The sequence below is a fragment of the Burkholderia sp. AU45274 genome (assembly GCF_030482505.1).
GTDB lineage: Bacteria > Pseudomonadota > Gammaproteobacteria > Burkholderiales > Burkholderiaceae > Burkholderia.
Window position 1 is genome coordinate 281,583 of the sequence record NZ_JAUJQE010000008.1, and the last position, 25,385, is coordinate 306,967.

22 protein-coding genes and 2 pseudogenes are annotated in these 25,385 nt (G+C 67.7%); 9 read left to right on the top strand and 15 right to left on the bottom strand.

Annotated features, from left to right (window positions below; all coding sequences use genetic code 11):
- Window positions 1–84: 84 nt before the first annotated feature.
- The 4 genes and pseudogenes from QZM35_RS27230 to QZM35_RS27245 form a co-directional block, all read right to left on the bottom strand.
- On the bottom strand, window positions 85–600 hold the full coding sequence (locus tag QZM35_RS27230; protein ID WP_206149111.1) for a hypothetical protein: 516 nt from the start codon (window positions 598–600) through the stop codon (window positions 85–87).
- Window positions 554–697: pseudogene (locus QZM35_RS27235) on the bottom strand (response regulator); the annotation flags it as partial. The pseudogene QZM35_RS27235 and the gene QZM35_RS27230, both read right to left, overlap by 47 nt.
- Window positions 698–940: 243 nt before the next feature.
- Complete coding sequence (locus QZM35_RS27240; RefSeq protein ID WP_301777183.1) at window positions 941–1,834, bottom strand: BON domain-containing protein; 894 nt, start codon at window positions 1,832–1,834, stop codon at window positions 941–943.
- Window positions 1,835–2,021: 187 nt separating this feature from the next.
- Window positions 2,022–2,390 (bottom strand): chemotaxis protein, encoded by a 369-nt coding sequence (locus QZM35_RS27245; RefSeq protein WP_301777184.1) that lies wholly within the window; start codon window positions 2,388–2,390, stop codon window positions 2,022–2,024.
- A gap of 300 nt (window positions 2,391–2,690) precedes the next feature.
- Here QZM35_RS27245 and QZM35_RS27250 point away from each other — a divergent pair, with 300 nt between their 5' ends.
- Entirely contained in the window at window positions 2,691–4,283 is a 1,593-nt protein-coding gene (locus QZM35_RS27250; RefSeq protein ID WP_301777185.1) for an ATP-binding protein, read from the top strand.
- Window positions 4,284–4,300: 17 nt separating this feature from the next.
- Here the strand turns inward: QZM35_RS27250 and QZM35_RS27255 are convergent, their stop codons facing one another.
- Window positions 4,301–4,624, bottom strand: coding sequence for a four-helix bundle copper-binding protein (locus QZM35_RS27255; protein ID WP_301777186.1), 324 nt, complete (start codon window positions 4,622–4,624; stop codon window positions 4,301–4,303).
- 29 nt (window positions 4,625–4,653) lie between these two features.
- On the bottom strand, window positions 4,654–5,859 hold the full coding sequence (locus QZM35_RS27260) for a zinc-dependent alcohol dehydrogenase (protein WP_089429268.1): 1,206 nt from the start codon (window positions 5,857–5,859) through the stop codon (window positions 4,654–4,656).
- 129 nt (window positions 5,860–5,988) lie between these two features.
- On the opposite strand from QZM35_RS27260, the pseudogene QZM35_RS27265 reads away from it, so the two are divergent.
- Window positions 5,989–6,225 (top strand): annotated as a pseudogene (locus tag QZM35_RS27265) (LysR substrate-binding domain-containing protein); the annotation flags it as partial.
- A 35-nt stretch (window positions 6,226–6,260) separates the two neighbouring features.
- Here the strand turns inward: QZM35_RS27265 and QZM35_RS27270 are convergent.
- Genes QZM35_RS27270 through QZM35_RS27285 form a run of 4 tightly spaced genes read right to left on the bottom strand, consistent with a single transcriptional unit; the run spans window position 6,261 to window position 10,163 of the window.
- Entirely contained in the window at window positions 6,261–6,392 is a 132-nt protein-coding gene (locus tag QZM35_RS27270) for a hypothetical protein (RefSeq protein ID WP_256978526.1), read from the bottom strand.
- 43 nt (window positions 6,393–6,435) lie between these two features.
- Window positions 6,436–7,662: a porin gene (locus tag QZM35_RS27275; protein ID WP_089429267.1), complete on the bottom strand. Its 1,227-nt coding sequence runs from the start codon at window positions 7,660–7,662 to the stop codon at window positions 6,436–6,438.
- A gap of 60 nt (window positions 7,663–7,722) precedes the next feature.
- Complete coding sequence (locus QZM35_RS27280; protein WP_089429266.1) at window positions 7,723–9,048, bottom strand: MFS transporter; 1,326 nt, start codon at window positions 9,046–9,048, stop codon at window positions 7,723–7,725.
- Window positions 9,049–9,101: 53 nt separating this feature from the next.
- Complete coding sequence (locus QZM35_RS27285; protein WP_089430075.1) at window positions 9,102–10,163, bottom strand: lactonase family protein; 1,062 nt, start codon at window positions 10,161–10,163, stop codon at window positions 9,102–9,104.
- Between the two features lie 238 nt (window positions 10,164–10,401).
- Here QZM35_RS27285 and acnA point away from each other — a divergent pair, with 238 nt between their 5' ends.
- From acnA to QZM35_RS27300, 3 genes are read left to right on the top strand one after another with little or no spacing between them, the layout of a single operon-like run.
- Complete coding sequence (gene acnA, locus QZM35_RS27290) at window positions 10,402–13,026, top strand: aconitate hydratase AcnA (RefSeq protein WP_301777187.1); 2,625 nt, start codon at window positions 10,402–10,404, stop codon at window positions 13,024–13,026.
- 38 nt (window positions 13,027–13,064) lie between these two features.
- Window positions 13,065–13,958: a GntR family transcriptional regulator gene (locus QZM35_RS27295; protein WP_089429264.1), complete on the top strand. Its 894-nt coding sequence runs from the start codon at window positions 13,065–13,067 to the stop codon at window positions 13,956–13,958.
- Window positions 13,959–14,002: 44 nt separating this feature from the next.
- A complete protein-coding gene (locus tag QZM35_RS27300) occupies window positions 14,003–14,737 on the top strand; it encodes an ABC transporter substrate-binding protein (RefSeq protein WP_174971418.1) in 735 nt (244 codons plus the stop codon).
- A 280-nt stretch (window positions 14,738–15,017) separates the two neighbouring features.
- Here QZM35_RS27300 and QZM35_RS27305 read toward each other — a convergent pair whose 3' ends face one another.
- The 5 genes from QZM35_RS27305 to QZM35_RS27325 form a co-directional block, all read right to left on the bottom strand.
- Window positions 15,018–16,016, bottom strand: coding sequence for a transketolase family protein (locus QZM35_RS27305; RefSeq protein WP_174971421.1), 999 nt, complete (start codon window positions 16,014–16,016; stop codon window positions 15,018–15,020).
- Complete coding sequence (locus QZM35_RS27310; RefSeq protein WP_301777188.1) at window positions 16,013–16,858, bottom strand: transketolase; 846 nt, start codon at window positions 16,856–16,858, stop codon at window positions 16,013–16,015. The genes QZM35_RS27305 and QZM35_RS27310 overlap by 4 nt, the downstream gene beginning before the upstream one ends.
- 40 nt (window positions 16,859–16,898) lie before the next feature.
- On the bottom strand, window positions 16,899–18,224 hold the full coding sequence (locus tag QZM35_RS27315) for an MFS transporter (RefSeq protein ID WP_089429260.1): 1,326 nt from the start codon (window positions 18,222–18,224) through the stop codon (window positions 16,899–16,901).
- Between the two features lie 74 nt (window positions 18,225–18,298).
- Entirely contained in the window at window positions 18,299–19,048 is a 750-nt protein-coding gene (locus QZM35_RS27320; protein WP_301777189.1) for an SDR family NAD(P)-dependent oxidoreductase, read from the bottom strand.
- A gap of 156 nt (window positions 19,049–19,204) precedes the next feature.
- The gene (locus QZM35_RS27325; protein ID WP_089429258.1) at window positions 19,205–20,104 is read right to left on the bottom strand and encodes a LysR substrate-binding domain-containing protein; all 900 of its coding nucleotides are present in this window, start codon (window positions 20,102–20,104) and stop codon (window positions 19,205–19,207) included.
- A 633-nt stretch (window positions 20,105–20,737) separates the two neighbouring features.
- On the opposite strand from QZM35_RS27325, the gene msrB reads away from it, so the two are divergent.
- The 4 genes from msrB (at window position 20,738) to QZM35_RS27345 (ending at window position 25,365) form a co-directional block, all read left to right on the top strand.
- Complete coding sequence (gene msrB, locus QZM35_RS27330) at window positions 20,738–21,268, top strand: peptide-methionine (R)-S-oxide reductase MsrB (protein WP_089429254.1); 531 nt, start codon at window positions 20,738–20,740, stop codon at window positions 21,266–21,268.
- Between the two features lie 37 nt (window positions 21,269–21,305).
- On the top strand, window positions 21,306–23,183 hold the full coding sequence (locus tag QZM35_RS27335; protein ID WP_301777190.1) for a cytochrome c biogenesis protein DipZ: 1,878 nt from the start codon (window positions 21,306–21,308) through the stop codon (window positions 23,181–23,183).
- A gap of 123 nt (window positions 23,184–23,306) precedes the next feature.
- Entirely contained in the window at window positions 23,307–24,002 is a 696-nt protein-coding gene (gene msrA / locus QZM35_RS27340; RefSeq protein WP_301777207.1) for a peptide-methionine (S)-S-oxide reductase MsrA, read from the top strand.
- A 247-nt stretch (window positions 24,003–24,249) separates the two neighbouring features.
- Window positions 24,250–25,365 (top strand): aromatic ring-hydroxylating dioxygenase subunit alpha, encoded by a 1,116-nt coding sequence (locus QZM35_RS27345; protein ID WP_069250308.1) that lies wholly within the window; start codon window positions 24,250–24,252, stop codon window positions 25,363–25,365.
- Window positions 25,366–25,385 lie beyond the last annotated feature (20 nt).

The window sequence follows — 25,385 nt, forward strand, 5'->3', positions numbered from 1 at the left end:
CTGCATCCGTGCCGCCTCACGCGCCGGCACGCCATCGCTGGCTTTTTTATAAGTTGCTGTAAAAACCGCCCCGGCCGGCCGCGCTCAGATCGCCAGCGCGTCCGGCGTCGCCTGCGCGCGGCGCTTCGCGAGCGCACGCAGGCAGTGCGCGATGCAGCCCGCGAATGCCTCGTCGAACCACGGTTGCGCGCCCGACACGCCGACCACGATCCCGCCGAGCGCGACCCCGCCCCACAGGTTCGTATCGCCCGCGCGCAGCCGGTACGGCTCCAGCGCCTGCACGACGTGGCCGTCGCGGCCCGTTTCCCACGACAGCCGCGCCTTCGCACGCGCATACGCTCGGTAGTCGGCGTCCCAGTCCTTCGGGTCGGGCAACGAGAACTCGTACAGGATCGCGTCCTCGAACGCCGCGTCGCGAGGCCCGAGCGCGGGATCCATGATCACGATGTGCAGGCAGCCGCTGTCGCCGACGAAGTCGCTCTGCAGCGCGGCCGACAGGCTCGGCAGCAGCAGTTCGACCGCGGCGACCGCGGTCTGGCGGTCGACAAACGCGCTACCGGCGCGGCGGCCGGTCAGCGCTTCGGGTGGCGGATTCGACATGGGTTTCTCCAGAGGAAAAGGCGCGTGCGCGCAACGTCGCGATCAGGTCGTCCGTTGCCGCGGGCTGGGTCAGGTAAGCGTGGAAACCGGCCTCGAGCGGCGCGCAGCCTTCCCGATCGCGCGCGGCGTCGATCTGGCGAATGACGCGCCGCCGGTCACGCATCCGCCGGCGCGTAAGCACGCGCCGTGCAGGCCGCATCGATCTCGAACGTGACGAAGCCGCCGCCGTACTTGCCGATGACGATGACGATCACGAGCACCGCCCGGGCGGCGTATCGTCGGTTCCCGTCGTCATGCGTGCGGGGGGCAGTTCGGGGCGCGCCGGTTCATGCACGAGCGCTCAGTGGTGCGGTTTGCGCTCGCGGTCGCGACCGACGGTGCCCGGCTCGGGATCGAGCACGGCAGGCTGCGTCGGCGTCACGGTCCGCTGGTCGGGATGCAGCACCATCCCCGAATCGTGCTCGCCCTCATCACGGCGAACCCGCACGCGATTCTCGACGTCGCGCACGCCCATGCAGCCGTCGGCCAGGTCCTCGATGCCATGCTTCATCCATCGCGCCGGCACCGTGCCGTCCAGTTCGACGCGGCCGTCCTGCACCTGCACCGTGACGTCGCTCACGTCGATGTCGAGCGCATGCGCGAGCCGCTCGCACACATCTTCGCGGATCCGCTCGTCCGATCGCGTATAGCCTTTCGGCCCGCGACGATTGCGCAGCGCGTCGCGTTCGGCGTCGCTGCCGAATCGCGACAAGTCGGGAGCGTCGCCGCGGTAGCGCGGATCGTCGCGCGGATCACCATAGGTGCGGTCGCGGTCGTATTCGCCCATCCGGTGCTGCCCGCGAAACGCCGCGGGAACGCCGCGGTACGGGCCTTCCCTGTACTGGCTTTCCCGCCAGTCACGGCCCTGCGCGCGATAGTCGCGTTCGCCGTAGCCGGGATCGGGCTCGCGCGCCGGCTGGCGCGGAAAGTCGCGCTGCCAGCCCGCCTCGGCCCCGCCGCGCCGCTGGCCGACCGGCCGCGCCGCGCGTTCGCTCCATTCGCTGCCCCAGTCTTCCGGACCGACGTCCTCGCTCGCGAAGCGGCGGTAAGCCGACTCGTCGCCCGCTTCCGGCCATCGCGCCGGATCTTCCGGGATGCCGCGCTCGCCGGCGCCCCGGGTCGCGCGTTCGTTGCGCTCCTGCCAGTCGGGCGGGCCACCGCGTTCGCCGTGCCGTCCGGGATATCGTCGTTGCATCGTGTCCCTCCTTGAGCGCGCCTGCGCCGTGCACGGCCCCATGCCGGGTCACGGCGCGCGTCGGTCAGGTCGAATGCAAGTCGCGTGCCGCTGTCGTGGCCGAGGGAAGACCGACACGCATCGCGACGTCGATCAGCTGCCGGACGCGAGAATCTGCAATGCGATTGCAGTTTTTGCGTGCCGGGCGTCACGGTGTGCCGTCGTCGCCCGCTTCGTCCCCGTCATCCGGTTCCGTCGTGCGACCGGGCTCGCTCAGCCGCTCGGTGCGGTCCGGCTTGATGTCCATGCCCTCGTCGAACGTCGAATCGCCGTCCGCCGACGCGCGCTCACCGGTGCCCGCACGGTCCGTATCGCTGTCGAGCGACGCATCGCCGCGTTCGAGCGCGTGATCGTCGAGCGGCGAATCGACGTCGAACGGATGACGGCGCGCGCCGGCCGTGTCGCTGCCGCTGTCGGACGAGTCGCTCGGCCCCAGTGCGCGGCCGTCGCGGCCGCGGCTGGCATTGTCGTCGTCCGGGCCGGACGGTTCGTTGTCGGGGTTCAGCGTGCTGTTCATGTCGTTCTCCTTGCGAGGCTCGTGGCCGCGTGCAGCCGGGCAACCGCGGCCCGGCTGGTGGAACGCAAGCGCGTGCAATCGGCGTGCCGTGCCGCGCACCGGAACCGATTGCGCGCCGCCGGAATGGCGATCGGCACAACCGATGCGCACCCATTGATCAGCCGAATTGAGTTCCCTTATGCTTTTGGGATGCCAATCCCCTAAGCTTTCGGGGTGCCAATCCGATCCGTACCGCCGCCGCCGGCCCGCCCGACGGCGGCCGGGCGGCGCTTGCCCGCCCGTCTTCGACAAGCCGCTCCGATGATGAAAGACGACCTCAATCCTCGCTCGCCTCCCCCGCCGCTCGGGCAATCCGAGGCGTGCGACCTGTTGCACCGCTTCGCCGAGTTCCGGTTCCAGACGGTCGTCGAGTCGATCACCGACTACGCGGTGTTCATGCTCGACCCGTACGGCAACGTCGCGACCTGGAACGCGGGGGCCGCGCGCATCAAGGGCTATCGCGCCGCGGAGATCGTCGGCCACCACTTCTCGCGCTTCTATCCGCCCGATGCGATCGCGGCCGGCCGGCCGTCGCACGGGCTCGCCGAAGCGGCCGCCAACGGCCATTTCGAGGACGAAGGCTGGCGCGTGCGCAAGGACGGCTCGCAGTTCTGGGCGAACGTGACGATCACGCCCGTGCACGATCACTCGAACCAGCTCTGCGGCTTCATCAAGATCACGCGCGACATGACCGAGCGCAAGCGGCTCGAGGAGCTCGAAGCGTCGACGCACCGGCTCAGCGTGTTCATCGCGATGCTCGCGCACGAGCTGCGCAACCATCTCGCGCCGTTGCGCCACTCGGTCGGCGTGCTCCAGAGCCTGGCCAACCCGGCGCCCGCGCTCGCGCAGTGCCGCGACGCCGTGCATCGTCAGGTCACGCAACTGACGCGGCTCGTCGACGACCTGCTCGACGTCGGGCGCATCACCGCCGGCAAGCTCGAGCTGAACGACCGGCCGATTACCGTGCGCGACATCGTGTGCCGCGGCGTCGAAAGCATCCAGCCGAAGCTGGCCGCGCGCGGGCAGCACATCCACGTCGATCTGCCGGCCGATGCCGTGCCGCTGCACGGCGACGACGCGCGGCTCGTCCAGGTGCTGCACAACCTGCTCGACAATGCGTCGAAGTTCTCGCCGCTCGGCGGACGCATCGACGTCGGCGCCACACTCGAGGGGCCGGTCGTCGCGATCCGCGTGACCGATCGTGGCGTCGGCATCGCGCACGACGCGCTCGAAACCATCTTCGACCTGTTCGAGCAGGAAAGCGGGGCGGGCCGGCGGCCGACCGACGGCTTCGGGCTCGGTCTCGCGATCTGCCGGACGTTCGTCGAACTGCACGGCGGGCGCATCTCGGCCGAAAGCGACGGGCCCGGTCACGGCGCGACGTTTACGGTGCGGCTGCCGATCGACCGCATGGCGCGCGCGACCCGCGGCGACGTGCGCGGGCCGGTCAAGTCCGCGCAGACGGACACGACGCCGCTCCGTATCGTCATCGTCGACGACAATCGCGATTCGGCCGACACGCTCGCCGTGCTGCTGCAGGTGAAGGGGCACGCGCCGCGCGTCGCCTACAACGCGCACGACGCCGTGGCGCTCGCCCGCGACTACGCCCCGCAGCTGATGATCCTCGACCTCACGATGCCCGACGTCGACGGCTTCACGCTCCTGCACGAACTGCGCGCGATCGACGCGCTGCGCGACACGACCTGCGTTGCGCTGTCGGGACATGCCAGCGCGGCGGACCTGGAGCGCACCGCACGCGCAGGCTTCGACGAGCATCTCGTGAAGCCCGTCGAAATAGCCGTGCTCGACGCGCTGCTGCAGCGCGTCGCACGCCGGGTTCGCCGCACGCCGTGACCGCCGTGCTCACGTGCTCAAGCCACCGCGCGACACATCGCCGCGCATGCTTCACACGCGAGCGCGCAGCGGCGGCAATGATCGTGTGCATGCCGCTGGCATTCCGCCGCACACAAGTCGCATGCCTGCGCGCACAACGCGCAGACGCTGGGCGTGAGCACGCTGCGGCGCGCCATCGCGCCCGACGCGAAGCGGCACAGCTGCGCGCATTCGATGTCGAGCGCGATGCAGTCGGCCAGCGCCTGCGCGTCGCGTTCGGCGAGGTACGCGGCCGTGCAGGCATCGTAGGCGTGGGCGCACGCGTCGCAAGCGGCCATGCAGTTGTCGTAGGGATCGTTCATCGCAGTCCTCCCGGTTTCGGTTGGCATCGTCATGGCGTCAGCTTCACCTTCATCCAGCCCGGCTCGCGCGTGTCAAACGCGCGATAGGCATCGATCGCATTCGTCAGCGGCTCGCAACGCGTGAGCACCGACAGCGGGTCGAATGCGCCGCTACGCACCAGCTCGACGAGCGGCGGCGTCACCGTTCGGTGATTGCAGTTGCCCATCTTGATCGTCAGGTTGCGGTTCATCGCATCGCCGACCGGGAACACGCGCGACGCCGGCGGATACACGCCGATCACCGCCACCGTGCCGGCTTTCGCGACCGCGCGCACCGCCCATTGCAGCACCTGCGACGGCCCGTCGCCCGGCACCCAGTTGCGGCCGTCCGGCTTGCGGTGCGGCGCGATCGCATCGACTTCCGCATCGAATGCATGCGCCGCGTCGCGATCGGCCGCGGCCGGTCCGTGCGTCGCGCGCATCGCGTCGACGCCCACCGCGTCGATCACGCGATCGACGCCGATTCCGCCCGTCAGCCGCAGCACCGTCTCGACCGGATCGTCCTCCGCGAAATCGACGATCTCCGCGCCTTGCGCGCACGCCATCTCGAGGCGCGACGCCACGCGGTCGATCGCGATCACGCGCCCGGCGCCCATCAGCTTCGCGCTCGCGATCGCGAACTGGCCGACCGGCCCCGCGCCGAACACGGCGACCGTATCGCCCGCGCGCACTTCCGCGAGCTGCGCGCCGAAATAGCCGGTGGGGAAAATGTCCGACATCAGGATCGCGCGATCGTCGTCGATGTCATCCGGCAGCCGAACCAGGCTCGCATGCGCAAGCGGCGTGCGCGCGTACTCGGCCTGCAGCCCGTTGAACGCGCCGCTCGCGGCCGGACCGCCGAAGAACGCGGTACCCGCACGCGGGCCGCCCGGGTTCGCGACGTCGCATTGCGCGGTGTAGCCCGCGCGGCAGTACGCGCAACTGCCGCATGCGATCGTCGACGGAATCAGCACACGGTCGCCGCGCCGCAGGTTGCGCACGTCGCGCCCGACCGTCTCGACGATGCCGACGCCCTCGTGGCCGAGGATCGTGCCCGGCTTCATCCCGCCGAGGGTGCCGCGCACCATGTGCAGGTCGGTGCCGCAAATCGCGCTGGCCGTCAGGCGCACGACCGCGTCGGTCGCGTCGGTGACCTCGGGATCGGGCACCGTGTCGATGCGAATGTCGCCGATACCGTGAAATACGACTGCTTTCATCTCAGGCCCTCCTTGTTCGAACGTTCTCGGAACTACCGAGAAAGCAATCGAGCAAGGAATGAGCCCTGACGGGCCTGGCCTGAATGCTCTCCGCGGTGCGGAGAGCATTCATCGGTCACGGTGCGAAGGGTGTCGCTGAGGCACGACGGACGCGCCGCGCCGCGCGGCCATCTTCGGCTCTCGGCCACGTCGATTGCCGGGCCCTTCCTGTCGGGCCCGTGGCTGGCAAGCCTTATGGAGCGTTATCCCGAAGCGACCATCGACATGACCGTCACGGACGAAGCATTCGACGTCGTCGCGCGCGGATTCAATGCCGGGATCCGGCTGGGACAGGTCATCGAGAAGGACATGATCGCCGTGCCGCTGGGCGGCGAGCAACGCGAACGCCCCCGCAATGGTCGTCAGGTATCGACGCGCGTCAGGTCGTGCCACGCGAAGACGATGATGACGGTGGATTCAACCCGTCGATGCAACAGCTTGATGAAATCGCTCAGCCGGTGTATCGAAGTAAAGGGTTTTTCGCGGACGCTCATTGAGCCGCTCCGCCCAGCACACCCGGCGCCCGCCACTGCTCGCTCAGAACTTATGCCGCACCCCGACCCGAAGCGAAACCTGCTTGTCCGTCGCGGACGGTGTCAATCCGGTGATCTGCGCAACCGCCGGCTGCCCGAGCGAGTCCGTCCCGCTCGCCTTCTCGAACACGGCAACCGTATAAACGTCGGTACGCTTCGACAGGAAATAATCGACACCCGCGCTGAACAGGTTGTAGTTCGCGCCGCCCTTGCCGCCGGCACCGCCGTTTCTCGTGTAGTCGTAGGCGATGCCGGCTTGCAACGACGGCGTAAACTGGTATTTCGCGTTGATCTCGACGTTGTTGAACGCCGCGGTGCCCGCGTAACGCAGCGCATTCGGCCCCGACGCGGAGCCCAGCCCCTCGAAGCGCGTATTCGAATACGCGAGATTGACGCTGAGGGCGGCCAGCGTCACGCCCGCTCCGACGCCGGCGATTTCGAGCCGGTTCGCCGACGCATAGCCGGCGAACACGGGGTTGTTCTCCGGCGCACTCGCGTTGCCGGCGCTGCCGAGGTTGTTGCTTGTCGCCGGGCCGGCATTCGGATTCGCGCCGAAGAACGACGTGTTGGGGTTGCGGACGTTCAGGTAGCCCGCGCCGATCGAAAACGGCCCCGCCGCGTACGACGCGCCGGCGCCCCAGATCCAGTTGGTCGAGAACGACCCGGCGGTGCCGCCGAGATTCATCAATGCTTCGACCGTCAGCCCGCGGTAGCTGGCACTGCGGAACTTGATCGAATTGTTGATGCGTCGCGTGTTCAACGCGTTGTCGAGGTCGCCCGGATGCGAGGTCATGTAGCCGCCCCACTGCGGCGCGGCGAGGAACGGCCCGTAAAAGTCAACGACAGGATCGTACTGGCGCCCGAGCGTGACCGTGCCGACCGGATGGCCCAGGCCGATATACGCCTGCCGCCCGAACATCGCACCGCCCTGGTTCAGCACGCCGTTATTGCTGTAGAAACCGCTCTCCAGCACGAACAGTGCCTTGAGACCGCCGCCGAGATCCTCGCTGCCCTTGAGCCCCCAGCGGCTCCCCTGCAGGCCGGCCGATCCGCCTTCGATCATCGCGATCTGACGACCACCGACCGGGCCGGCCGCCGTTCGCGCCGTTTGCACATTGCTGGTGTAATTGATGCCGCTGTCGATGATCCCGTACAACGTCACGCTGCTTTGCGCCAGCGATATCGCCGGCATTGAATTCAGTACAACAAAGCAAAATGAAAGCTTCTTCATCAATCGATCTCCTCCTTCGGTTATATGTTCCGGCTCGTCGCCGGATTGCGCTTCATCGTGTCAATGGGTCTGGTTCACCACGTTCGACGGCGTGTCGGCGGCCGGCTGTTCGTGAACGCGAATGAAGAACGTCATCAGGAACGACACGACGAGCAGCGCCGCGAGAAACAGCAGCCCAGGGGTCGCGCTCTGCCCCGTTCCCTTGACGAAGCCGATCATGAACGGCCCGACGAAGCCGCCGAGGTTGCCGATCGAGTTGATCACCGCGATCGACACGGCCGCGGTCGAGCGGCTAAGAAACAGCGTCGGCAGCGCCCAGAACGGCGACTTGAACGCGTACAGGCCCGCGAGGCTCAGGCTGATCATCGCGATCGACACGTACGGGTTCGTCGACAGGCCCGCGCCGAGCAGCGCCGCGGCGGCCACCGCCAGCGGAATCGCCGAATGCAGGCGTCGTTCGCTGCGCCGGTCCGAACGACGCGACCACATGACCATCGCGATCGTCGCAACCACGTAGGGCACCGTCGCGATGAGCCCGATCTCGGTATGCGAGAGCCTCGACGAGAAGCCCTTGATGATCTGCGGCATCCAGTACCCGACGCCGAGGCTGCCGCACTGATACACGAAGTAGATGAACGACAGGTACAACACCTTCGGGTTCGTCATCGTCTTCAGCGAACCGAGATGCTGCGCACGCGGCCGCGCCTTGCGGTCGTTGTCGAGTTCGTTCAGCAGCCACGCGCGCTCCGCGGGCGTGAGCCACTTCGCGTCGCCCGGGCGGTCCGTCAGGTACAGGAAGCACAGGATCCCGCCGACCAGCGCGGGCGCGCCTTCGAGCACGAGCATCCAGCGCCAGCCACTCCACTGGAACCAGTGGACGTGATCCATGATCCACGTCGAAAGCGGCGCGCCGATGATGTACGACACCGGGATCGCGGCCGTAAACAGCGCGACGGTCGTCGCGAGTTCCTTCGCACGGAACCAGTAGGTCAGGTACACGATGATCCCGGGGAAGAAGCCCGCTTCCGCCACGCCGAGCAGGAACCGCAGCACGTAGAGCTGCGTCGCGTCCTGCACGAATGCGGAGATCACCGACACGACGCCCCACGTCACCAGGATCCGCGCGATCCATACGCGTGCGCCGAACTTGTTGAGCATCACGTTGCTGGGCACTTCGAACAGGAAATACCCGATGAAGAAGATGCCCGACGCGAAGCCGAACGCCTCGCTCGACAGCGCGAGCTCCTTGTTCATCTGCAACGCGGCATAGCCGATGTTCGCGCGGTCGAGATACGAAATGATGTAGAGGACGAACACGAACGGGATGATGCGCCACGCGATCTTGCGCACCAGCGCGCGTTCGTCGATAGGGGTTGCTTGATTCATGAATGTGCACCGGCGGACCTGCCGCCGGCTGTCTCCTGATGGGGCGGGAAGGATTACGCGCGGTGTCCGGAGAACACCATGCACACGGGGCTGCCCGACGCGACCGAGAAGCCGGTCGGCTTGAGGCGGCCCGTCGCGGCATCGATCGCGAACGCGACGATGCTGTCGCTGTCTTCGTTCAGCGCGTACATGAAGCGGCCGTCCGGCGTGCCGGTCATGAAGCGCGGCGTGCGGCCGCCGGCCGGTTCGGCCGCGACGAACGCGAGATGGCCGCTGGCCGGGTCGATGCGGAACACGGCGATGCTGTCGTCGCCGCGGTTCGATGCGTAGACGAAGCGCCCGGCCGGATCGACCTCGATCTCCGACGCGCGGCTGTTGCCGGTGTACGTGTCCGGCAGCGACGACACGATCTGCACGGGCGTCAGCGCACCGTTCGACGACGTGTACCGATAGGTCGTGACGGTCGAGTCGAGTTCGTTGACGACATACGCGAGCGCGCCGTTCGGATGAAACGCGACGTGACGCGGGCCGGCCGTCTCGCGCGTGACGACGAACGCCGGATCGGCCGGCGCGAGCCGCCCGTCCTTGAACCGGAACGAGAACACGCGGTCGAGCCCCTTGTCCGGCACGATCACGAATTGCCCGGTCGGGTCGAACGGGTTGAAGTGCGGCTTCGCCTGCTTCTGCTCGATGCGATGCGGGCCGATCGGGCCTTCGAGCGGAACGAGCTGCGCGACCTCCTGCAGCGTCCCGTCGACCGCGATCGGCAGCACCGCCAGGCTCGCGCCGATGTGGTTCGACACGACCACGTAGCGGCCGGTCGGGTCGATCGCGAGATGCACGGGGTTCTTGCCCTGCGTGCTCTGGCGGTTCAGGAACGTGAGCTGGCCGGTCGTCTTGTCGACCTTGAATGCGCTGATGTCGCTCAGGTCGCCGTGGACCGTGTACAGGTGTTCGCCATTCGCGCTCAACGCAAGGAACGACGGATTCACCAGATCCTTGACGAGCTGCACGCGCTCGAGCGCCCCCGTTCCGGTATCGACGCGATAGACGCTGATCCCGTCGCCGCGGGCGTTTCGTTCGCGCGTGGTGCGCGATCCGACATAAGCAAACATGGGTGTTTTTCCTTTCAAAGCCTTGTGTGATTCATCTGCAGAAACCGGCCCGGCGGCCGCGCCGAGAAGCGCGAGCGCGCCGAGCGCCGCCGTGTGCCCCATCACGCGGCGACGCATCGGATCCGGACCGTTTTCGTCCGGGTCGTTGCCTGTTTTCGTCACGGTCGTCTCCTGAATTGTTGTATGTCGGGTTAGCACTAGATTGCATTTTTACTTGTTAAAGTGCAAAAATACAGTCATGGAAAACACCAACTCCCCCTCGGAAGCCCGGTTGACAGTCGATGGCGCGACGTTTCGCTTCGTCGACCTTCCCGGCCGGTTCGGCGCCACGTTGCGCGAACTGCCCGTCGTGCTGCGTCTGCTGCTCGAAAACGTGATCCGCAATACCGATGGCGACGAGCGGCAGCAGGCGGTCGACGCCATCGTCGAATGGACGCGCCGCGCGACCAGCGAGGCCGAGATCGCGTTCCAGCCGAACCGCGTGCTGATGCACGACACCACCAGCACGCCGGCGCTCGTCGATATCGCCGGGATGCGCGACGCGCTCGCCGAAGCCGGCGCGGATCCGGCGTCGCTGAACCCGGTGCTCCCGGTCGATTCGTCGGTCGACCACTCGCTGGCCGTCGAATATTTCGCGCGGCCGGACGCCGCGCCGCTGAACTTGCAGCGCGAGCTGCGCCGCAACGCGGAGCGCTACCGGTTCCTGCGCTGGGCATCGAAGTCGCTGACGGGCGTGCGCATCCATCCGCCAGGCACGGGGATCATGCATACGATCAACCTCGAGCAACTGGCGACGGTGGTCACGACGCTCGAGCGCGACGGCGAGCGCTGGGCCGTGCCCGACACGCTGATCGGCACCGACAGCCACACGCCGATGATCAACGGCATCGGCGTGCTCGGCTGGGGCGTAGGCGGCCTGGAGGCGCAGACGGTGATGTTCGGGATGCCCGTGATGCAGCGCATTCCCGACGTGATCGGCGTACGGCTGACCGGCGCGTTGCGCGCGGGCGTGCTGGCGACCGATCTCGCGCTGACCGTCACGCAGCGGCTGCGTGCAATCGGCGTATCGGGGGAGTTCGTCGAGTTCTTCGGCCCGGGCGTCGCGACGCTCGGTGCCGGCGAGCGCGCGGTCGTCGCGAACATGGCGCCCGAGTATGGCGCGACGACCGGCTTCTTCCCGGTCGACGGCAACACGCTCGACTACCTGTGCGCGACCCACCGATCCGAATCGGCGATCCGGCTCGTCGAAGCGTTCACGCGGCAAGCCGGCCTGTGGTTCGATCCGGATGCCGAGCCGCGCTACACGCGCACGATCGACCTCGACCTCGCGTCGATCGGCATGCACGTCGCCGGGCCGCGCCGCCCGCAAGACCTGCTCGATCATTCGCAGACGGCCGCCGCGCTCGCGCCGCTCGCGTTCCATCCCGCGCATCCGCATCGGTCGATGCCGAAGCATCCGGTCGCGATCGCCGCGATCACGAGCTGCACGAACACGTCCGATCCTGCGCTGCTGATCGCAGCCGGCCTCGTCGCGCGCAACGCGCGTGCGCTCGGGCTGACGGTGCCGGCATGGGTCAAGACGTCGCTCGGGCCCGGTTCGCCCGCGGCGGCCGCCTACCTCGAACGGGCCGGGCTCGTCGACGACCTGTCGGCGGTCGGTTTCGATATCGTCGGCTACGGCTGCACGACCTGCATCGGCAACTCCGGGCCGTTGACCGAGCCGATCCGCGCGGCGCTCGCCGACGCGTCGATCCGGCCGGTCGCGATGCTGTCAGGCAACCGCAACTTCCCGGGGCGCATCCACCCGGATCTCGACCTCGGCTTCATCATGTCGCCGCCGCTCGTGATCGCGTTCGCGCTGGCCGGCGACGCCGAAATCGACGTGAGTCGCGACCCGCTCCAGCACACGGCCGACGGCCGGCCCGTGTACCTGCACGACCTGTGGCCGACACGCGAAGCCATCGCCGAACTGACGGCGGCCGCCGCCGATCCGCACGACTACCCGCGCGCCTTCGCGCACGCCAGTGCGAACCCGGCCTGGCACGACCTCGACGCGCCCGACAGCGCGCAGTTCCCGTGGGATCCGGCCTCGACCGCGCTGCGCCGGCCGCCGTTCGCGTCGACGTCGCAGCGCAGCCAGCTCGGCACGTACAGCGCGTATCCGCTGCTGGTGCTCGGCGACGACGTGACGACCGATCACATCTCGCCCGCCAGCGCGATCCCGAAGGACAGCTTCGTCGCGGATTTCCTCGTGTCGCGCGGCGACGATCGCGATGACCTGAACGTGTTCGCATCGCGGCGCGGCAACTGGGAAGTGATGATGCGGGCCGCGTTCTACAACCGGACCCTCGTCAACCGGCTGCGCGACGGCATGCCGGTCGCGCATACGCTGCACGTGCCGAGCGGCGACGTGTTGCCGATCTTCGAGGCAGCCGCGCGCTACCGAGAGGAAGGCAATCCGGTCGTGCTCGTCGCCGGCGAGCGCTACGGCACCGGATCGTCGCGCGACTGGGCCGCGAAAGGCCAGCGGCTACTCGGCATCCGCGCGGTGCTGGCGGCAAGCTTCGAGCGCATCCACCGCTCGAACCTGATCGGGATGGGCATCCTGCCGCTGCGCTTCGCGGCGGGCATCCACCCGGACACGCTGGACCTCCGGCCAGGTGATAAGCTCGAGGTCGACGCGCCGGCCGATGCGCTGTCGCCGCGCTGCACGGTGCCCGTGCGCATCGTTCGCGCCGACGGTCGCGTCGAGCCCGTCGACGCGACGGCCGCGGTCGAGACCCGTCTCGAATGCGAGCTGCTGCGCTCAGGCGGCGTCATTCCGCTGATATTGCAGAAGAACTTGACGACGCAGGAGGCTTGAGACCGAAGCCGCCCGCGGCGCCCCGAATGCTCACTCACATGATCGACCGCTCCATCGCGACCCAGATTGTCGAATTGATCAAGACGGAAGGACTCGCCGTCGGCGCGCACCTGCCCGCGCAGATGCTGGCCGACCGCCTGCGCGTATCCCGTTCACCCGTCAACGAGGCGCTCGCGCTGCTGCACGAGAAAGGCATCCTGACGCGCGAGCGCAATCGCGGCTTCTTCGTCGCGAAGCCCGTGATCGAGCCGCTGTCGGACGTCGTCGACGAACTCGGTCTCGGCGAAGCCGACGTGATCACGAGCGTGTATTTCCGGATCGCGGACGATCGCCTGAAGGGCGAGCTGCCCGACGAATTTTCCGAGCAGTTGATCCGCACCCGCTACGGGCTGACGAACGCACAGCTCACGGCCGTGCTCGGGCGTATCGCGCAAGAAGGCTGGGCCGAGCGCAAGCCGGGCTACGGCTGGCAGTTCTCGCCGATGCTCACGACGCCCGACAGCCTGTTGAAATCGTACCGGCTGCGCCTTGCGCTCGAACCGGCCGCACTGCTCGAACCCGGCTACCGGCTCGAACCGAAGGTGCTGGAACGGTGCCGCGAAGTCGAGAAACACCTGCTCGCTGGCGGCATCGAGACCGATACCGCCGATCAACTCCACGATCGCGGCGTGCGGTTCCACGAATCACTCGTCGAAGCATCGGGCAACAGTTTCTTCATCGACACGATCCGGCGCGTGAATCGCGTGCGCCGCCTGCTGTCGTACCGCTCGATGCAGGATCGCGAGCGCTACGTCGAACATGCGAAGCAGCATCTTCACGTGCTCGAGCTGCTCGAGCGCGAGCGCAATGAAGAGGCGTCGGAAGAACTGCGTCAACACCTGTTGCATACGCTCGATGCGCTGTCGCGCATCAGCGCCATTCTCAAACCTTGAGCGCCCGTGCGAGCGGCGCATCCGATTCCCAAACGAGCCCTTTCATGACCGTCGCCCCTTCCGTCCTCTCCGCGTTCACCCCGACCGGCAAGCTGCGCGCGTCGATCAATCTCGGCAACCCGATCCTTGCGAACCGCGACCCGGCCACGGGCGAGCCGTTCGGCGTGTCGATCGACCTCGCACGCGCGTTCGCTGAGCGGCTGTCTGCCGAGCTGGAGCTCGTCGTGTTCGACGCCGCCGGCAAGTCCGTGCAGGCGCTGACCGAAGAGCGCGCCGATTTCGGCTTCTTCGCGGTCGATCCGCTGCGCGGCGAGACGGTCGCGTTCACCGAACCGTACGTGCTGATCGAAGGCTTCTATCTCGTGCGCGACGACTCGCCGATCCGCGGCAACGCGGATGTCGACCAGCCGCACAACCGGGTGGCGGTTGGCAAGGGCAGCGCATATGACCTGTTCCTCACGCGCGAACTGAAGGCCGCGCAGATCGTGCGCGCGCCGACGTCGCCGGCCGTCGTGCCGACGTTCGTCGAACAGCAGCTCGAAGTCGCGGCCGGCGTGAAGCAGCAGCTCGAAGCCGATGCGGCGAAGACGCCCGGCCTGCGCCTGCTCGACGAGCGCTTCATGGTGATCCGCCAGGCGATGGGCGTGCCGAAGAGCCGCGGCGAAGCGGCCGCTGCGCTTCTCTGCCAGTTCGTCGAGGAGATGAAGGTGTCGGGCTTCGTCGCGGATTCGCTCCGTCGACACCGAATCACAGGGGCTTCGGTGGCACCACTGCGCTGACGGGCTTCCTGTTGAGCGCGGATGCAAGCGAGATTCTCGGGCAGCAACCGTCGTGTGCAGCGGCGCGTCGCTTTAACGGGGTGCAGAGCCATCGCGGACCAGAAAAAGGCCGTTACCGCTACCCCATTTAGGCCGTCAATATTCGATCTTGGCAATGCTCCCCAGCAAACTGTTTGCTTGCTGGGGAGGCTGTAGCAGGCAGCCGGTAGCGCCAGGAAGCGGTCACAATAGGGCCCTCGCACCATGTAACGTTCTCCCGGCATACCCCGGCTTCAATCCGTCACCCGGCCCACGACCGGATATTCGCCCGCATCGCACCGGCCGAGATCCCGTAACGATCGTGCAGCGTCGGCAGCGCACCCGCGGCGAGATACGCATCGGGCAACCCGATCTGCCGGAACGGCACGACAACGCCGGCCGCCAGCAGCGCGGTCGCGACCGCTTCGCCGAGCCCGCCGATCACCGTATGATTTTCGGCGACGATCACCATGCGCCCTTTGCGCGCCGCCTCGCGGACGATCGTCGCCGTATCGAGCGGCTTGATCGTCGGTACGTGCAGCACCGCGACATCGACGCGATCGGCCTCGAGCGCCTTCGCGACCTCGAGCGAACGCATCGTCATGATCCCGGACGAGATCAGCAGCACGTCGTTGCCGTCGCGCAGCAGCTTCGCCTTGCCGAGCTCGAAACGGTAATCGTATTCGTCGAGCACGGCCGGCACGTTGCCGCGCAGCAGGCGTGCGTACACCGGCCCCTTGTGCGCGGCGATGGCCGGCACCATCTGTTCGATGTCCAGCGCGTCGCACGGATCGATCACGGTCATGTTCGGCATCGCGCGCATCAACGCCAGATCCTCGGCCGCCTGATGGCTCGGTCCGTAGCCGGTCGTGAGCCCCGGCAGTGCGCAGATCAGCTTCACGTCGAGATTGTCCTCGGCGATCGCCTGATGGATGAAGTCGTACGCGCGGCGCGTCGCGAACACCGCATAGGTCGTGACGAACGGCTGCGCCCCTTCGTGCGCGAATCCGGCGGCCGCCCCCATCAGCAGCTGCTCGGCCATCCCCATCTGGTAGTAACGCTCGGGAAATGCCTTCGCGAAGATGTGCAGGTCGGTGTACTTGCCGAGATCGGCCGTCATGCCGATCACGTTGGCGTTCGTGCGTGCGAGTTCGGTCAGCGCATGGCCGAACGGTGCGGAGCGGGTCGCCTGCCCTTCCGCGGCGATGGACGCGATCATCGCAGAAGTCTTCAGGCGCGGCTTGTTGTCGACGGTGCTCATGCGTGTCTCCCTGCTTCGAGTGCGTCGAGCGCGAGCTTCCACTCGTGCGCATCGACGCGAATGAAATGGCTCTTCTCGCGTGCTTCGAGGAACGGTACGCCGCGCCCCATCTTCGTGTCGCAGACGATGATGCGCGGCTGCGGCGCGTCATGTTCGCGTGCATGGTCGAACGCGCGCTTCACCGCATCGATGTCGTTTCCGTCCACGCGTTGCGTGTACCAGCCGAAGGCCTCGAGCTTGTCGACCAGCGGTTCGAACGCCATGATCTGTGTCGACGGGCCATCGGCCTGCTGGTTGTTCACGTCGACGATCGCGATCAGGTTGTCGAGCTTCCAGTGCGCGGCCGACATCAGCCCTTCCCAGATCGCGCCTTCGTCCAGTTCGCCGTCCGAGAACAGGGTATAGACGAATGCGTCCGAGCCTTTGCGCTTCAGACCGAGGCAACGACCGACCGCAATCGTCAGCCCCTGCCCGAGCGAGCCGCCGGACATCTCCATCCCCGGCGTGTAGCTCGCCATCCCGGACATCGGCAAACGGCTGTCGTCGCTGCCGTAGGTTTCGAGTTCGTCGGCCGGCAGGATGCCGGCTTCGAACAACGCGGAGTACAGCGCGATCGCATAGTGCCCGTTCGACAGCAGGAAGCGGTCGCGCCCTTCCCACTCGGGGTCGTCCGGGCGATAGCGCATCGCGCCGAAGTACGCGACGGCCAGCACGTCGGCGATGTCGAGCGCCTGGCCGACATAGCCCTGCCCCTGGACTTCGCCCATCAGCACGGCGTTCCTGCGGATGCGGTACGCGCGCTCGGCGAGCGTGACCGCTTCATGGATCGTTTCGGTATCCATCGATTACTCCAGTATTGGATCAGAAGGTATGCAGGTCGAATCAGCGGTTCACGGATCGCGGCACGAGGAACACCAGCAGCGCGCCGAACGTGATCGCGACGGAGATGAAGAGCAGCCCGGCGGTGGACCTGCCGGTCAGGTCGTTCAGCCAGCCGACGATCGCCGGGGAAAAGAACCCCGCGAGGTTCGCGAAGCAGTTGACCGCGGCGATGCCCGCGGCGGCCGACATCCCGCCGAGCAGCGCCGTCGGCAGCGACCAGAACTGCGACGACGACGCGAGAATGCCGGCCGACGCGATGCTCAGGCACACGATCGATGCGCCGACGCTGCCCAGCATCGGCAACGTCGCGAAGCCCGCCGCCGCGACCAGCATCGGCACCGCGAGATGGAAACGGCGCTCGCGGCGGCGGTCGGCGCTCATGCCGATCAGCGGCAATGCGACGATCGCGCACGCATACGGAATCGCGGTGAACAGCCCGACCCACAGCGGATCGGCGACACCGGCCTTGCGAATGATCGTGGGCAGCCAGAACGTCAGGCCGTACTGCCCGAGCACGACGCAGAAATAGATCGCGGCCATCAGCCAGAGCCGGCGATCGGCGACGAATGCGCGAATCGACAGGTGAGCGGTCGTGTGCGCGGCATCGGCCGATACGTTGCGCGCGAGCAAGGCTTTTTCGGCATCGGTCAGCCATTTCGCGCCGGCGATGCCGTCATCGAGATACAGCAGGATCGCGAAGCCCAGCACGAACGAAGGCAGCGCCTCGAGCAGGAACAGCCACTTCCAGCCGGCCATCGACATCGCGCCGTGCAGCGAATGCATGATCGCGCCCGACAGCGGCCCGCCGATGATCCCGGCGAGCGGAATCGCCATGAAGAACAGCGACAGCGCCTTCGCGCGACGCGCCGACGGGAACCAGTACGTGAGATACAGGATCACGCCCGGCGCGAAGCCCGCTTCGGCGACACCGAGCAGAAACCGCAGCGCGTAGAACGCGGTGGGCGACTTCACGAACACGAAGCTCGCGGATATCACGGCCCACGTCAGCATGATGCGCGCGAGCCAGCGGCGCGCCCCGACCCGATGCAGGATCAGGTTGCTCGGCACTTCGAACAGAAAGTAGCCAAGGAAAAAGATGCCTGCGCCCATCCCGTACACGGTCTCGCTGAACCGCAGGTCGTTGAGCATCTGCAGTTTCGCGAATCCGACGTTGACCCGGTCGAGATAGGCCCCGAAGTAGCACAACATCAGGAACGGGATTAGCCGGCGCGCGACCTTCGCATAGGTGGCCGCTTCGAACGTCCGTACATCGCCCTGTTGCAGCATCTCGCCGTGAACCGGCGGTGCGGGGTACTTTGCTCTCATGTTTGTCTCCTGCCACGGCCCCGGGTTGTCCCGGGTGCATGATGGGCGGCGCCACACGTATCGCGGCGCCGTTTTCAGTGGATCAGCATCCCGCCGTTGACGTCGAGCGTGATGCCCGTCAGATAGCTCGACAGGTCGCTCAGCAGGAACAGGCATGCATGGGCGACATCGTCGGCTTCGCCGAGGCGGCCGAGCGGAATGCCCTTGATGATGTCCGCGCGCATGTCGGGCGTCAGTTTGTCGCCGGTGATGTCGGTCTGGATCAGGCCCGGCGTGATCGAATTGATGCGGATGTGGTCACCGCCGAATTCACGCGCCATCGCCTTCGCGAGCCCCAGCACCCCGGCCTTCGCGGCGCTGTAGTGCGGCCCGCCGAAGATGCCGCCGCCGCGCTGCGCGGACACCGACGACATGCACACGATGCTGCCGCCGCGCTGCTCCTTCATCGCCGGCAGAACGGCTTGCGACATGTACAGCGTGCCGCGCAGGTTCACGTCGACGATCGCATCGAAGTCGCGCGCCGAGATATCCAGCGTGCGCACGGGTTGCGTGATGCCGGCGTTGTTGACGAGACCGTCGATGCGGCCATAGCGTTCCAGCGTCGCATGGGCTGCGGCCACGCATGCGTCGCGGTCGGTCACGTCGCAGGCCAGGCCGAGATGGTCGCGCCCGAGTTCGGCGGCTGCCGCCTCTGCGTCTTCCCGGCGAAGGTCGAGGATCGCCACGCGTGCGCCGTGGGCGGCCAGTGCCCGGGCGGTGGCCTTGCCGATACCGCGCGGCGACGCGGCGCCGGTCACGATGATGGTCTTCTGGGCGAGCAACATCGGTCGTCTCCTGTGTGTTGATGTGTGCATGGAGTGTCGGCTCCCCTGACACCCGCATCAACGCGGAAACGCTCAGCCATGGTTGAGAAAAATTCAGATGACGGCGCGCGGCCGGTGCTGCAGCGCAATATCCCGCGGCGCGGCCGAACGGCCCGGTCAACCCGTTTGCTGATGACCCGCGACTTCTCGCTCGATCCAGGCAAGGAAGCGCTTCACGCGCGGCAATTCAGCGTTCTGCCGCGGGTAAACGAGATGATGCGCGCCGACTTCGACCGCATGTTCCGAGCCGAACACCGGCACCAGCAGCCCTTCGCGGATCTTCACTGACGCGAGCATCAGGCTTTCGAGCGCGATGCCGAGGCCGAGCGCGGCGGTTTCGAGCGACATGTACGAACGGTCGAACGAAAAATCGAAGGTCTTCTGGGCCGCGAGCGGCACGCCGGTCCGGCCGAACCACTGCTTCCACTGGACCAGCGGCGTTTCGGAATAGATCAGCCGGTGCGCGAGCAGGTCTTCCGGCGCGTTCACCGGATGCCGCTCGAGATAGCGCGGCGACGCGAGCGGCGCGATGAACTCGCCGCGCACGGTCCGGACCTCGAGGTTGTCCCAGTTGCCGTAGCCGTGCCGGACGTCGATATCGTAGAAGCCGTTCGAGAACGACACGTTTTCGTAGGAGCACGCGAGGTTCAGCTGGATATCGCCGTTCGCCTCCTGAAACGACGACAGCCGCGGCAGCAGCCACATCAATCCGAAGCTCGGGCTCGAATGCACGCGCAGGATATCGACTTCGGTGCGGCTCGACGCGCGCTCGGTCGCGCGGCTGAGGTCGGCCAACGAGCCGGTGACGTCGGCCAAATAGCGTTCGCCGGTCGGCGTGAGGACGAGGCCGCGCCCCGAGCGCTGAAACAGCGGCTGACCGATCTGCGATTCGAGGTTGCTGAGCTGATGACTGACGGCGGACGCGGTCAGGCCGAGTTCTTCCGCCGCGCGGTTGACGCTTTTGGTCCGGGCGACGCTTTCGAACGCGATGATGGCCTTGAGCGGCGGGATACGCATGTTGGAATCTTGGGAAATTTGCAGAACGCCGGCAAAGCGATATCGCGCTCGGGCGATCATCCAGGCAAAGCCAGTCCAATATATTACGCGTCAATTCCAGGGCGCCGGCGGGCCTCCGTTCGCCGTAGACCAAAACAAAGTTGCCCTCGGTTGCGAGGAGCGCATCGCGCCCTCTTTCACTGCACAACCGCGCACGTCCTAACTCAGCCTCTGAAGTTTCTACGTGGAAACGGTCAAACTTCCGCGTCCACACGCATACCACGCGTCGATCGCTCTAGTTTGTAAATTCCCCGGTCTATCAATGCGTATCAGACGCTCGGTGCGATTCGCGATCGCAGTCGAACAACGCGCGTGCCCCAATCCGGTTCGATCGGCAAGCCAAAATCCGGATTCGCCGCGACGCCCGTCGGCGAACACTAAAAAACACTAAAAATCGCGACGCGAACAGATCCTCGGAAACATCAGCAGCTCACCCGCTCGACAACCCGTGCCAGCCGGCACTTCGACGAATTCCACCACCCCCCGCGAACCACCCCAACCTTCACAATTCATTTAACTTTCCGTGAGGACTTCGACACCGGCCGCTGACTACGATGGGCGCATGTTTTCAGGACCTGCCGCCAGGAGCCCATCATGCCCACCCGCAGACATCTGCTGTTCGCCGGCGCCACCGGCCTCGCCGTGCTCGCGACGCTGTCGTCCGTCGGCCGCCGCGCGCTGGTCGGCCGTGCGTTCGCCGCATCGCCGGCCACGCCGCAGACGGCCGCCCCTTTTGAAGTCACCCTCAGCGACGCCGAATGGCATCGCCGGCTCACGCCCGCCCAGTACTCGGTCCTGCGCGAAGCCGGCACCGAGCGGCCGTACACCAGCCCGCTGAACGACGAGCACCGGCAAGGCACGTTCGCGTGCGCCGGCTGCGCCCTCGCGCTGTTCTCGTCGGCCACCAAGTTCGACAGCCATACGGGCTGGCCAAGCTTCTGGAAGCCGCTCGACCACGCGGTCGCCACGAACACCGACGCATCGTTCGGGATGATCCGCACCGAAGTGCACTGCCGCCGCTGCGGCGGCCATCTCGGCCACGTGTTCGACGACGGCCCGCAACCGACCGGCCTGCGCTACTGCATGAACGGCCTCGCGCTCACCTTCCACCCCGCCGCCGCCTGATCCGGCCCCGAACTTCCGACCGACTGGAGAACGCACCATGCTGCTCATCGTCCTTGCCTACCTCGGCGGCGTGCTCACGATCCTGAGCCCGTGCATCCTGCCCGTGCTGCCGTTCGTGTTCGCGCGCGCCGACCAGCCGTTCGTCCGCAGCGGCCTGCCGCTGCTCGTCGGCATGGCGCTCACGTTCGCCGTCGTCGCGACGCTCGCGGCCGTCGGCGGCGGCTGGGTCGCGCAGGCCAACCAGGCCGGCCGCTGGGTCGCGATCGTGCTGCTCGCGATCTTCGGCCTGACCCTGCTGATGCCACGCCTCGCGGAACACCTGACCCGCCCGCTCGTCGCCGCCGGCAACCGGCTCACCGGCTTCGCGCAACGCGACGGCCGCCCGGCCGGCCCCGCGTCGTCGCTGCTGCTCGGCGTCGCGACCGGCCTGCTGTGGGCGCCGTGCGCGGGCCCGATCCTCGGGCTCGTGCTGACCGGCGCCGCGCTGCGCGGCGCCAGCGTCGGCACGACGCTGCTGCTGGTCGCGTATGCGGCCGGCGCGGCGACGTCGCTCGGCGTCGCGCTCGTGATCGGCGGCAAGGTCTTCGCCGCGATGAAACGCTCGCTCGGCGCCGGCGAATGGATCAAGCGCGGGATCGGCGTGGCGCTGCTGGCCGGCGTCGGCGCGATCGCGCTCGGCCTCGATACCGGTGCGCTCGCGCAGCTGTCGACCGTCACGACGGGCGGGCTCGAGACGAAGCTCGTCGACCGGCTCGGCGGGCGTTCGAATGGCACACCGGGCGCACCGGCGGCGATGGCCGCGACCGGCAACGCCGCCGACAACGCGAACGGCGGCGCGATGATGGCCGCGGCGGCCGATCGCACCCAGGCCAACGGCGGGGCGATCGCCGGCGGCGCGATGATGCGCGCGGTGGATACGACGCATGCGGCTGCCGCGCTGCCCGTCGAAGGCACGCTGCCGTCGCTCGACGGCGCGGTGCAGTGGCTCAACTCGTCGCCGCTGACGGCGGCCAGCCTGCGCGGCAAGGTCGTGCTGGTCGATTTCTGGACGTATTCGTGCATCAACTGCCTGCGCACGCTGCCGTACACGACCGCGTGGGCACGCAAGTACGCGCCGTACGGGCTCGTCGTGATCGGCGTGCACGCACCCGAGTTCGCGTTCGAGCGCGACATCGGCAACGTGAAGAAGGCCGTGCACGACCTCGGCATCGACTTCCCGGTCGCGATCGACAACCGCTTCACGATCTGGCGCGCGTTCAACAACGAATACTGGCCCGCGCACTACTTCGTCGACGCGCAGGGGCGCGTGCGCCGCCACCACTTCGGCGAAGGCGAATACGCGGAATCGGAGCGCGCGATCCAGTCGCTGCTCGCCGAGGCCGGCCATCCGGAAGCGCTGAACGTGCCGATCGGGCTCGCCGGTGCGCCCGCGAAGGGGGCGCTCGCCGCGGCCGACAGCGCGGACGTCCGCTCGCCCGAGACCTACGTCGGCTACGCGCGCGCCGAGGCCTTCATGTCGCCGGGCGGCGTGGTGCGCGACGCGGCGTACCACTACGCCGAGCCGGCCCGGCCCGATCTCAACGACTGGGGCCTCGCCGGCACGTGGCAGGTCGGCGCCGAGCGCGCGACGCTCGCGGCGCCGGCCGGCCGCATCGTCTACCGCTTCCATGCACGCGACCTGCACCTGGTGCTCGGCCCCGGCGGCGACGGCAAGCCGGTGCGCTTTCGCGTGACGCTCGACGGCGCGGCGCCCGGTGCCGCGCACGGCAGCGACGTCGATGCGCAAGGCTACGGCACGGTGACCGGGCAGCGCCTGTACCAGCTGGTCCGGCAGCCCGGCGCGATCGCCGACCGTACGTTCTCGATCGAGTTTCTCGATCCCGGCGTGAATGCGTATGCGTTCACGTTCGGCTGATCCCGGCAGGACGTGGCGCACCGGCGCCGCGTCCGAGCCACCCGCTTCCCATTCCGCCTTTCGAAGGAGCACACCGTGAACATCCCCTCTCCCCGCGGTCCCGCGCCGCAACGGCGCACGGCGATGCTGCGCCGCATCGGCGCGATCGCCGTCGCGGCCGCCGCCGTGTTCGGCTACCAGCGCATCGTCAATTCCGCCGAGCCGATGCGCACCGTGCCCGCCCCGACGCTCGACGAAACGCCCGGCGCATCGCACGACGAGACGGCCGTGCTCGCCGGCGGCTGCTTCTGGGGCGTGCAGGGCGTGTTCGAGCACGTGAAGGGCGTGAAGCAGGTCACGGCCGGCTATGCGGGCGGCGTGTCCGAAACCGCGCACTACGCGCTCGTCGGCTCGGGGCTGACCGGGCACGCGGAATCGGTTCGCATCGTCTACGACCCGACCCAGATCACGTACGGCAGGCTGCTGCAGGTGTTCTTCTCGGTCGCGCACGACCCGACCGAGCTCAACCGGCAGGGCCCCGACGAAGGGTCGCAGTACCGGTCGGCGATCTTCCCGACCACCGCGCAGCAACGCGCGGTCGCGACCGCCTACATCGCGCAGCTCGGCACCGCGCACGTGTTTCCGGCGCCCGTCGTCACGCGCGTCGAGGACTACAAGGGGTTCTACCCGGCCGAGGCGTATCACCAGAACTACCTCGAACTGCACCCCGACGCGCCGTACATCGCGTACAACGACATGCCGAAGATCACCGGGCTGAAGCAGCACTTCCCGGCGTTGTACCGCACCGACGCGGTACTGTGGCGCGATGCACGCTCGTGACCGGCAAGCAGCCGCGTGACGGGGTGACGGCGTGGTGCCTGCCGCACGCCCCGGGCCCGTACGGCCCCGCCGGCCAGGCGCGCGCCGCCTTCGACCCGGTTTGCGCTGCATCAACGACACCGCGGCCGCCGTGCCGGGGCAAACCCGCATCGCGTCCGCCGCGACCGGCAACTTCGCGTAGACTTCTTCAGATCCCCGCCGCGTCACGCGGCGCCCGGAATCCCTGTTCAGCCTGGAGACGTCACGCATGCGCGCAGTGCCCATTCCTGACAGCGGCACCCTTGTAGAACCCTCTTCCGGCGCGGCCGTGCGCGACCTGCGCCGCGTGCCGATTCATCCCGATCACTGGTACCCGCTCGCGTGGTCGCGCGAGCTGAAACGCGGCAAGACACTCGGCGTGCGCTTCGCCGGCGATCCGATCGTGCTCGTGCGCACCGAATCCGGCGCCGTGTATGCGCTCGAGGATCGTTGCGCGCACCGCCAGGTGCCGCTGCACGCGGGCGTCGTGAGCGGCGAGACGCTGCGCTGCTGCTATCACGGCTGGACCTACGCGTGCGACAGCGGCCGCTGCGTCGACGTGCCGTACCTCGGCCGCGAGCGCCTGCCCAACGGCGTGCGCGCGTATCCGTGCCGCGAAGCACACGGGCTGATCTTCGTGTTCCCGGGCGATGCGACGCTCGCCGACACCCGGCCGTTCCCCGCGCTCGAATCGGCGGACAATCGTGCATACAAGACGCGCCGCTTCGGCCGCGAGGTCAAGTGCCACTACTCGTTCATGCACGAGAACCTGATGGACATGAACCATCAGTTCCTGCATCGCAAGCAGATGGGGCAGATGCGCGCGCGCTCGGTAGGCCGGCGCCGCGGCGACGACTGGGTCGAAGTCGACTACACGTTCGCGCGGATGGAAGGCAAGCAGCCGGTGGGCGAAGCGCTCGTGTTCGGCGCCAGCAAGAAGCCGGCCGACCAGTCCGACAAGAGCGTGATGACGGTGCGCACCGGCTACCCGTACCAGACGCTGCAGATCCGCTCGAGCGAAGGCACGCTCGTGATGGACCTGTGGATCGTCTACGTGCCGCTCGACGCCGAGCAGCGCACCAACCGCACGTTCGGACTGCTGTCGATCCACAAGCCCGGCATCCCGTTCGCGCTCGATCTCGCGTGGCCGTTGCTCGTCTGGTTCACCGAGCGGATCTTCCGCGAGGATCGCTGGATCGTCGAGCGCGAGCAGGAAGCGCACGACGCCCAAGGCGCCGACTGGAACCACGAGGTGTTTCCGGTCATCAACGAGCTGCGCGACCTGCTGCGCCAGTGCGGCGCACGCACGGTGATCCCGATCCGCGACGCGCGCGACGGCGCGTGATGCGTGCGGCGCGTGACCTG

Coding starts and splice junctions, on each gene's coding strand:
- acnA (WP_301777187.1), top strand. CDS start 10,402: ATGGAAAACACCAACTCCCCCTCGGAAGCCCGGTTGACAGTCGATGGC.
- QZM35_RS27305 (WP_174971421.1), bottom strand. CDS start 16,016: ATGAGCACCGTCGACAACAAGCCGCGCCTGAAGACTTCTGCGATGATC.
- QZM35_RS27285 (WP_089430075.1), bottom strand. CDS start 10,163: ATGTTTGCTTATGTCGGATCGCGCACCACGCGCGAACGAAACGCCCGC.
- QZM35_RS27345 (WP_069250308.1), top strand. CDS start 24,250: ATGCGCGCAGTGCCCATTCCTGACAGCGGCACCCTTGTAGAACCCTCT.
- QZM35_RS27240 (WP_301777183.1), bottom strand. CDS start 1,834: ATGCAACGACGATATCCCGGACGGCACGGCGAACGCGGTGGCCCGCCC.
- QZM35_RS27280 (WP_089429266.1), bottom strand. CDS start 9,048: ATGAATCAAGCAACCCCTATCGACGAACGCGCGCTGGTGCGCAAGATC.
- QZM35_RS27255 (WP_301777186.1), bottom strand. CDS start 4,624: ATGAACGATCCCTACGACAACTGCATGGCCGCTTGCGACGCGTGCGCC.
- QZM35_RS27230 (WP_206149111.1), bottom strand. CDS start 600: ATGTCGAATCCGCCACCCGAAGCGCTGACCGGCCGCCGCGCCGGTAGC.
- QZM35_RS27245 (WP_301777184.1), bottom strand. CDS start 2,390: ATGAACAGCACGCTGAACCCCGACAACGAACCGTCCGGCCCGGACGAC.
- QZM35_RS27335 (WP_301777190.1), top strand. CDS start 21,306: ATGCTGCTCATCGTCCTTGCCTACCTCGGCGGCGTGCTCACGATCCTG.
- QZM35_RS27250 (WP_301777185.1), top strand. CDS start 2,691: ATGATGAAAGACGACCTCAATCCTCGCTCGCCTCCCCCGCCGCTCGGG.
- QZM35_RS27310 (WP_301777188.1), bottom strand. CDS start 16,858: ATGGATACCGAAACGATCCATGAAGCGGTCACGCTCGCCGAGCGCGCG.
- QZM35_RS27275 (WP_089429267.1), bottom strand. CDS start 7,662: ATGAAGAAGCTTTCATTTTGCTTTGTTGTACTGAATTCAATGCCGGCG.
- msrB (WP_089429254.1), top strand. CDS start 20,738: ATGCCCACCCGCAGACATCTGCTGTTCGCCGGCGCCACCGGCCTCGCC.
- QZM35_RS27295 (WP_089429264.1), top strand. CDS start 13,065: ATGATCGACCGCTCCATCGCGACCCAGATTGTCGAATTGATCAAGACG.
- QZM35_RS27270 (WP_256978526.1), bottom strand. CDS start 6,392: ATGAGCGTCCGCGAAAAACCCTTTACTTCGATACACCGGCTGAGCGAT.
- msrA (WP_301777207.1), top strand. CDS start 23,307: ATGCTGCGCCGCATCGGCGCGATCGCCGTCGCGGCCGCCGCCGTGTTC.
- QZM35_RS27260 (WP_089429268.1), bottom strand. CDS start 5,859: ATGAAAGCAGTCGTATTTCACGGTATCGGCGACATTCGCATCGACACG.
- QZM35_RS27315 (WP_089429260.1), bottom strand. CDS start 18,224: ATGAGAGCAAAGTACCCCGCACCGCCGGTTCACGGCGAGATGCTGCAA.
- QZM35_RS27325 (WP_089429258.1), bottom strand. CDS start 20,104: ATGCGTATCCCGCCGCTCAAGGCCATCATCGCGTTCGAAAGCGTCGCC.
- QZM35_RS27300 (WP_174971418.1), top strand. CDS start 14,003: ATGACCGTCGCCCCTTCCGTCCTCTCCGCGTTCACCCCGACCGGCAAG.
- QZM35_RS27320 (WP_301777189.1), bottom strand. CDS start 19,048: ATGTTGCTCGCCCAGAAGACCATCATCGTGACCGGCGCCGCGTCGCCG.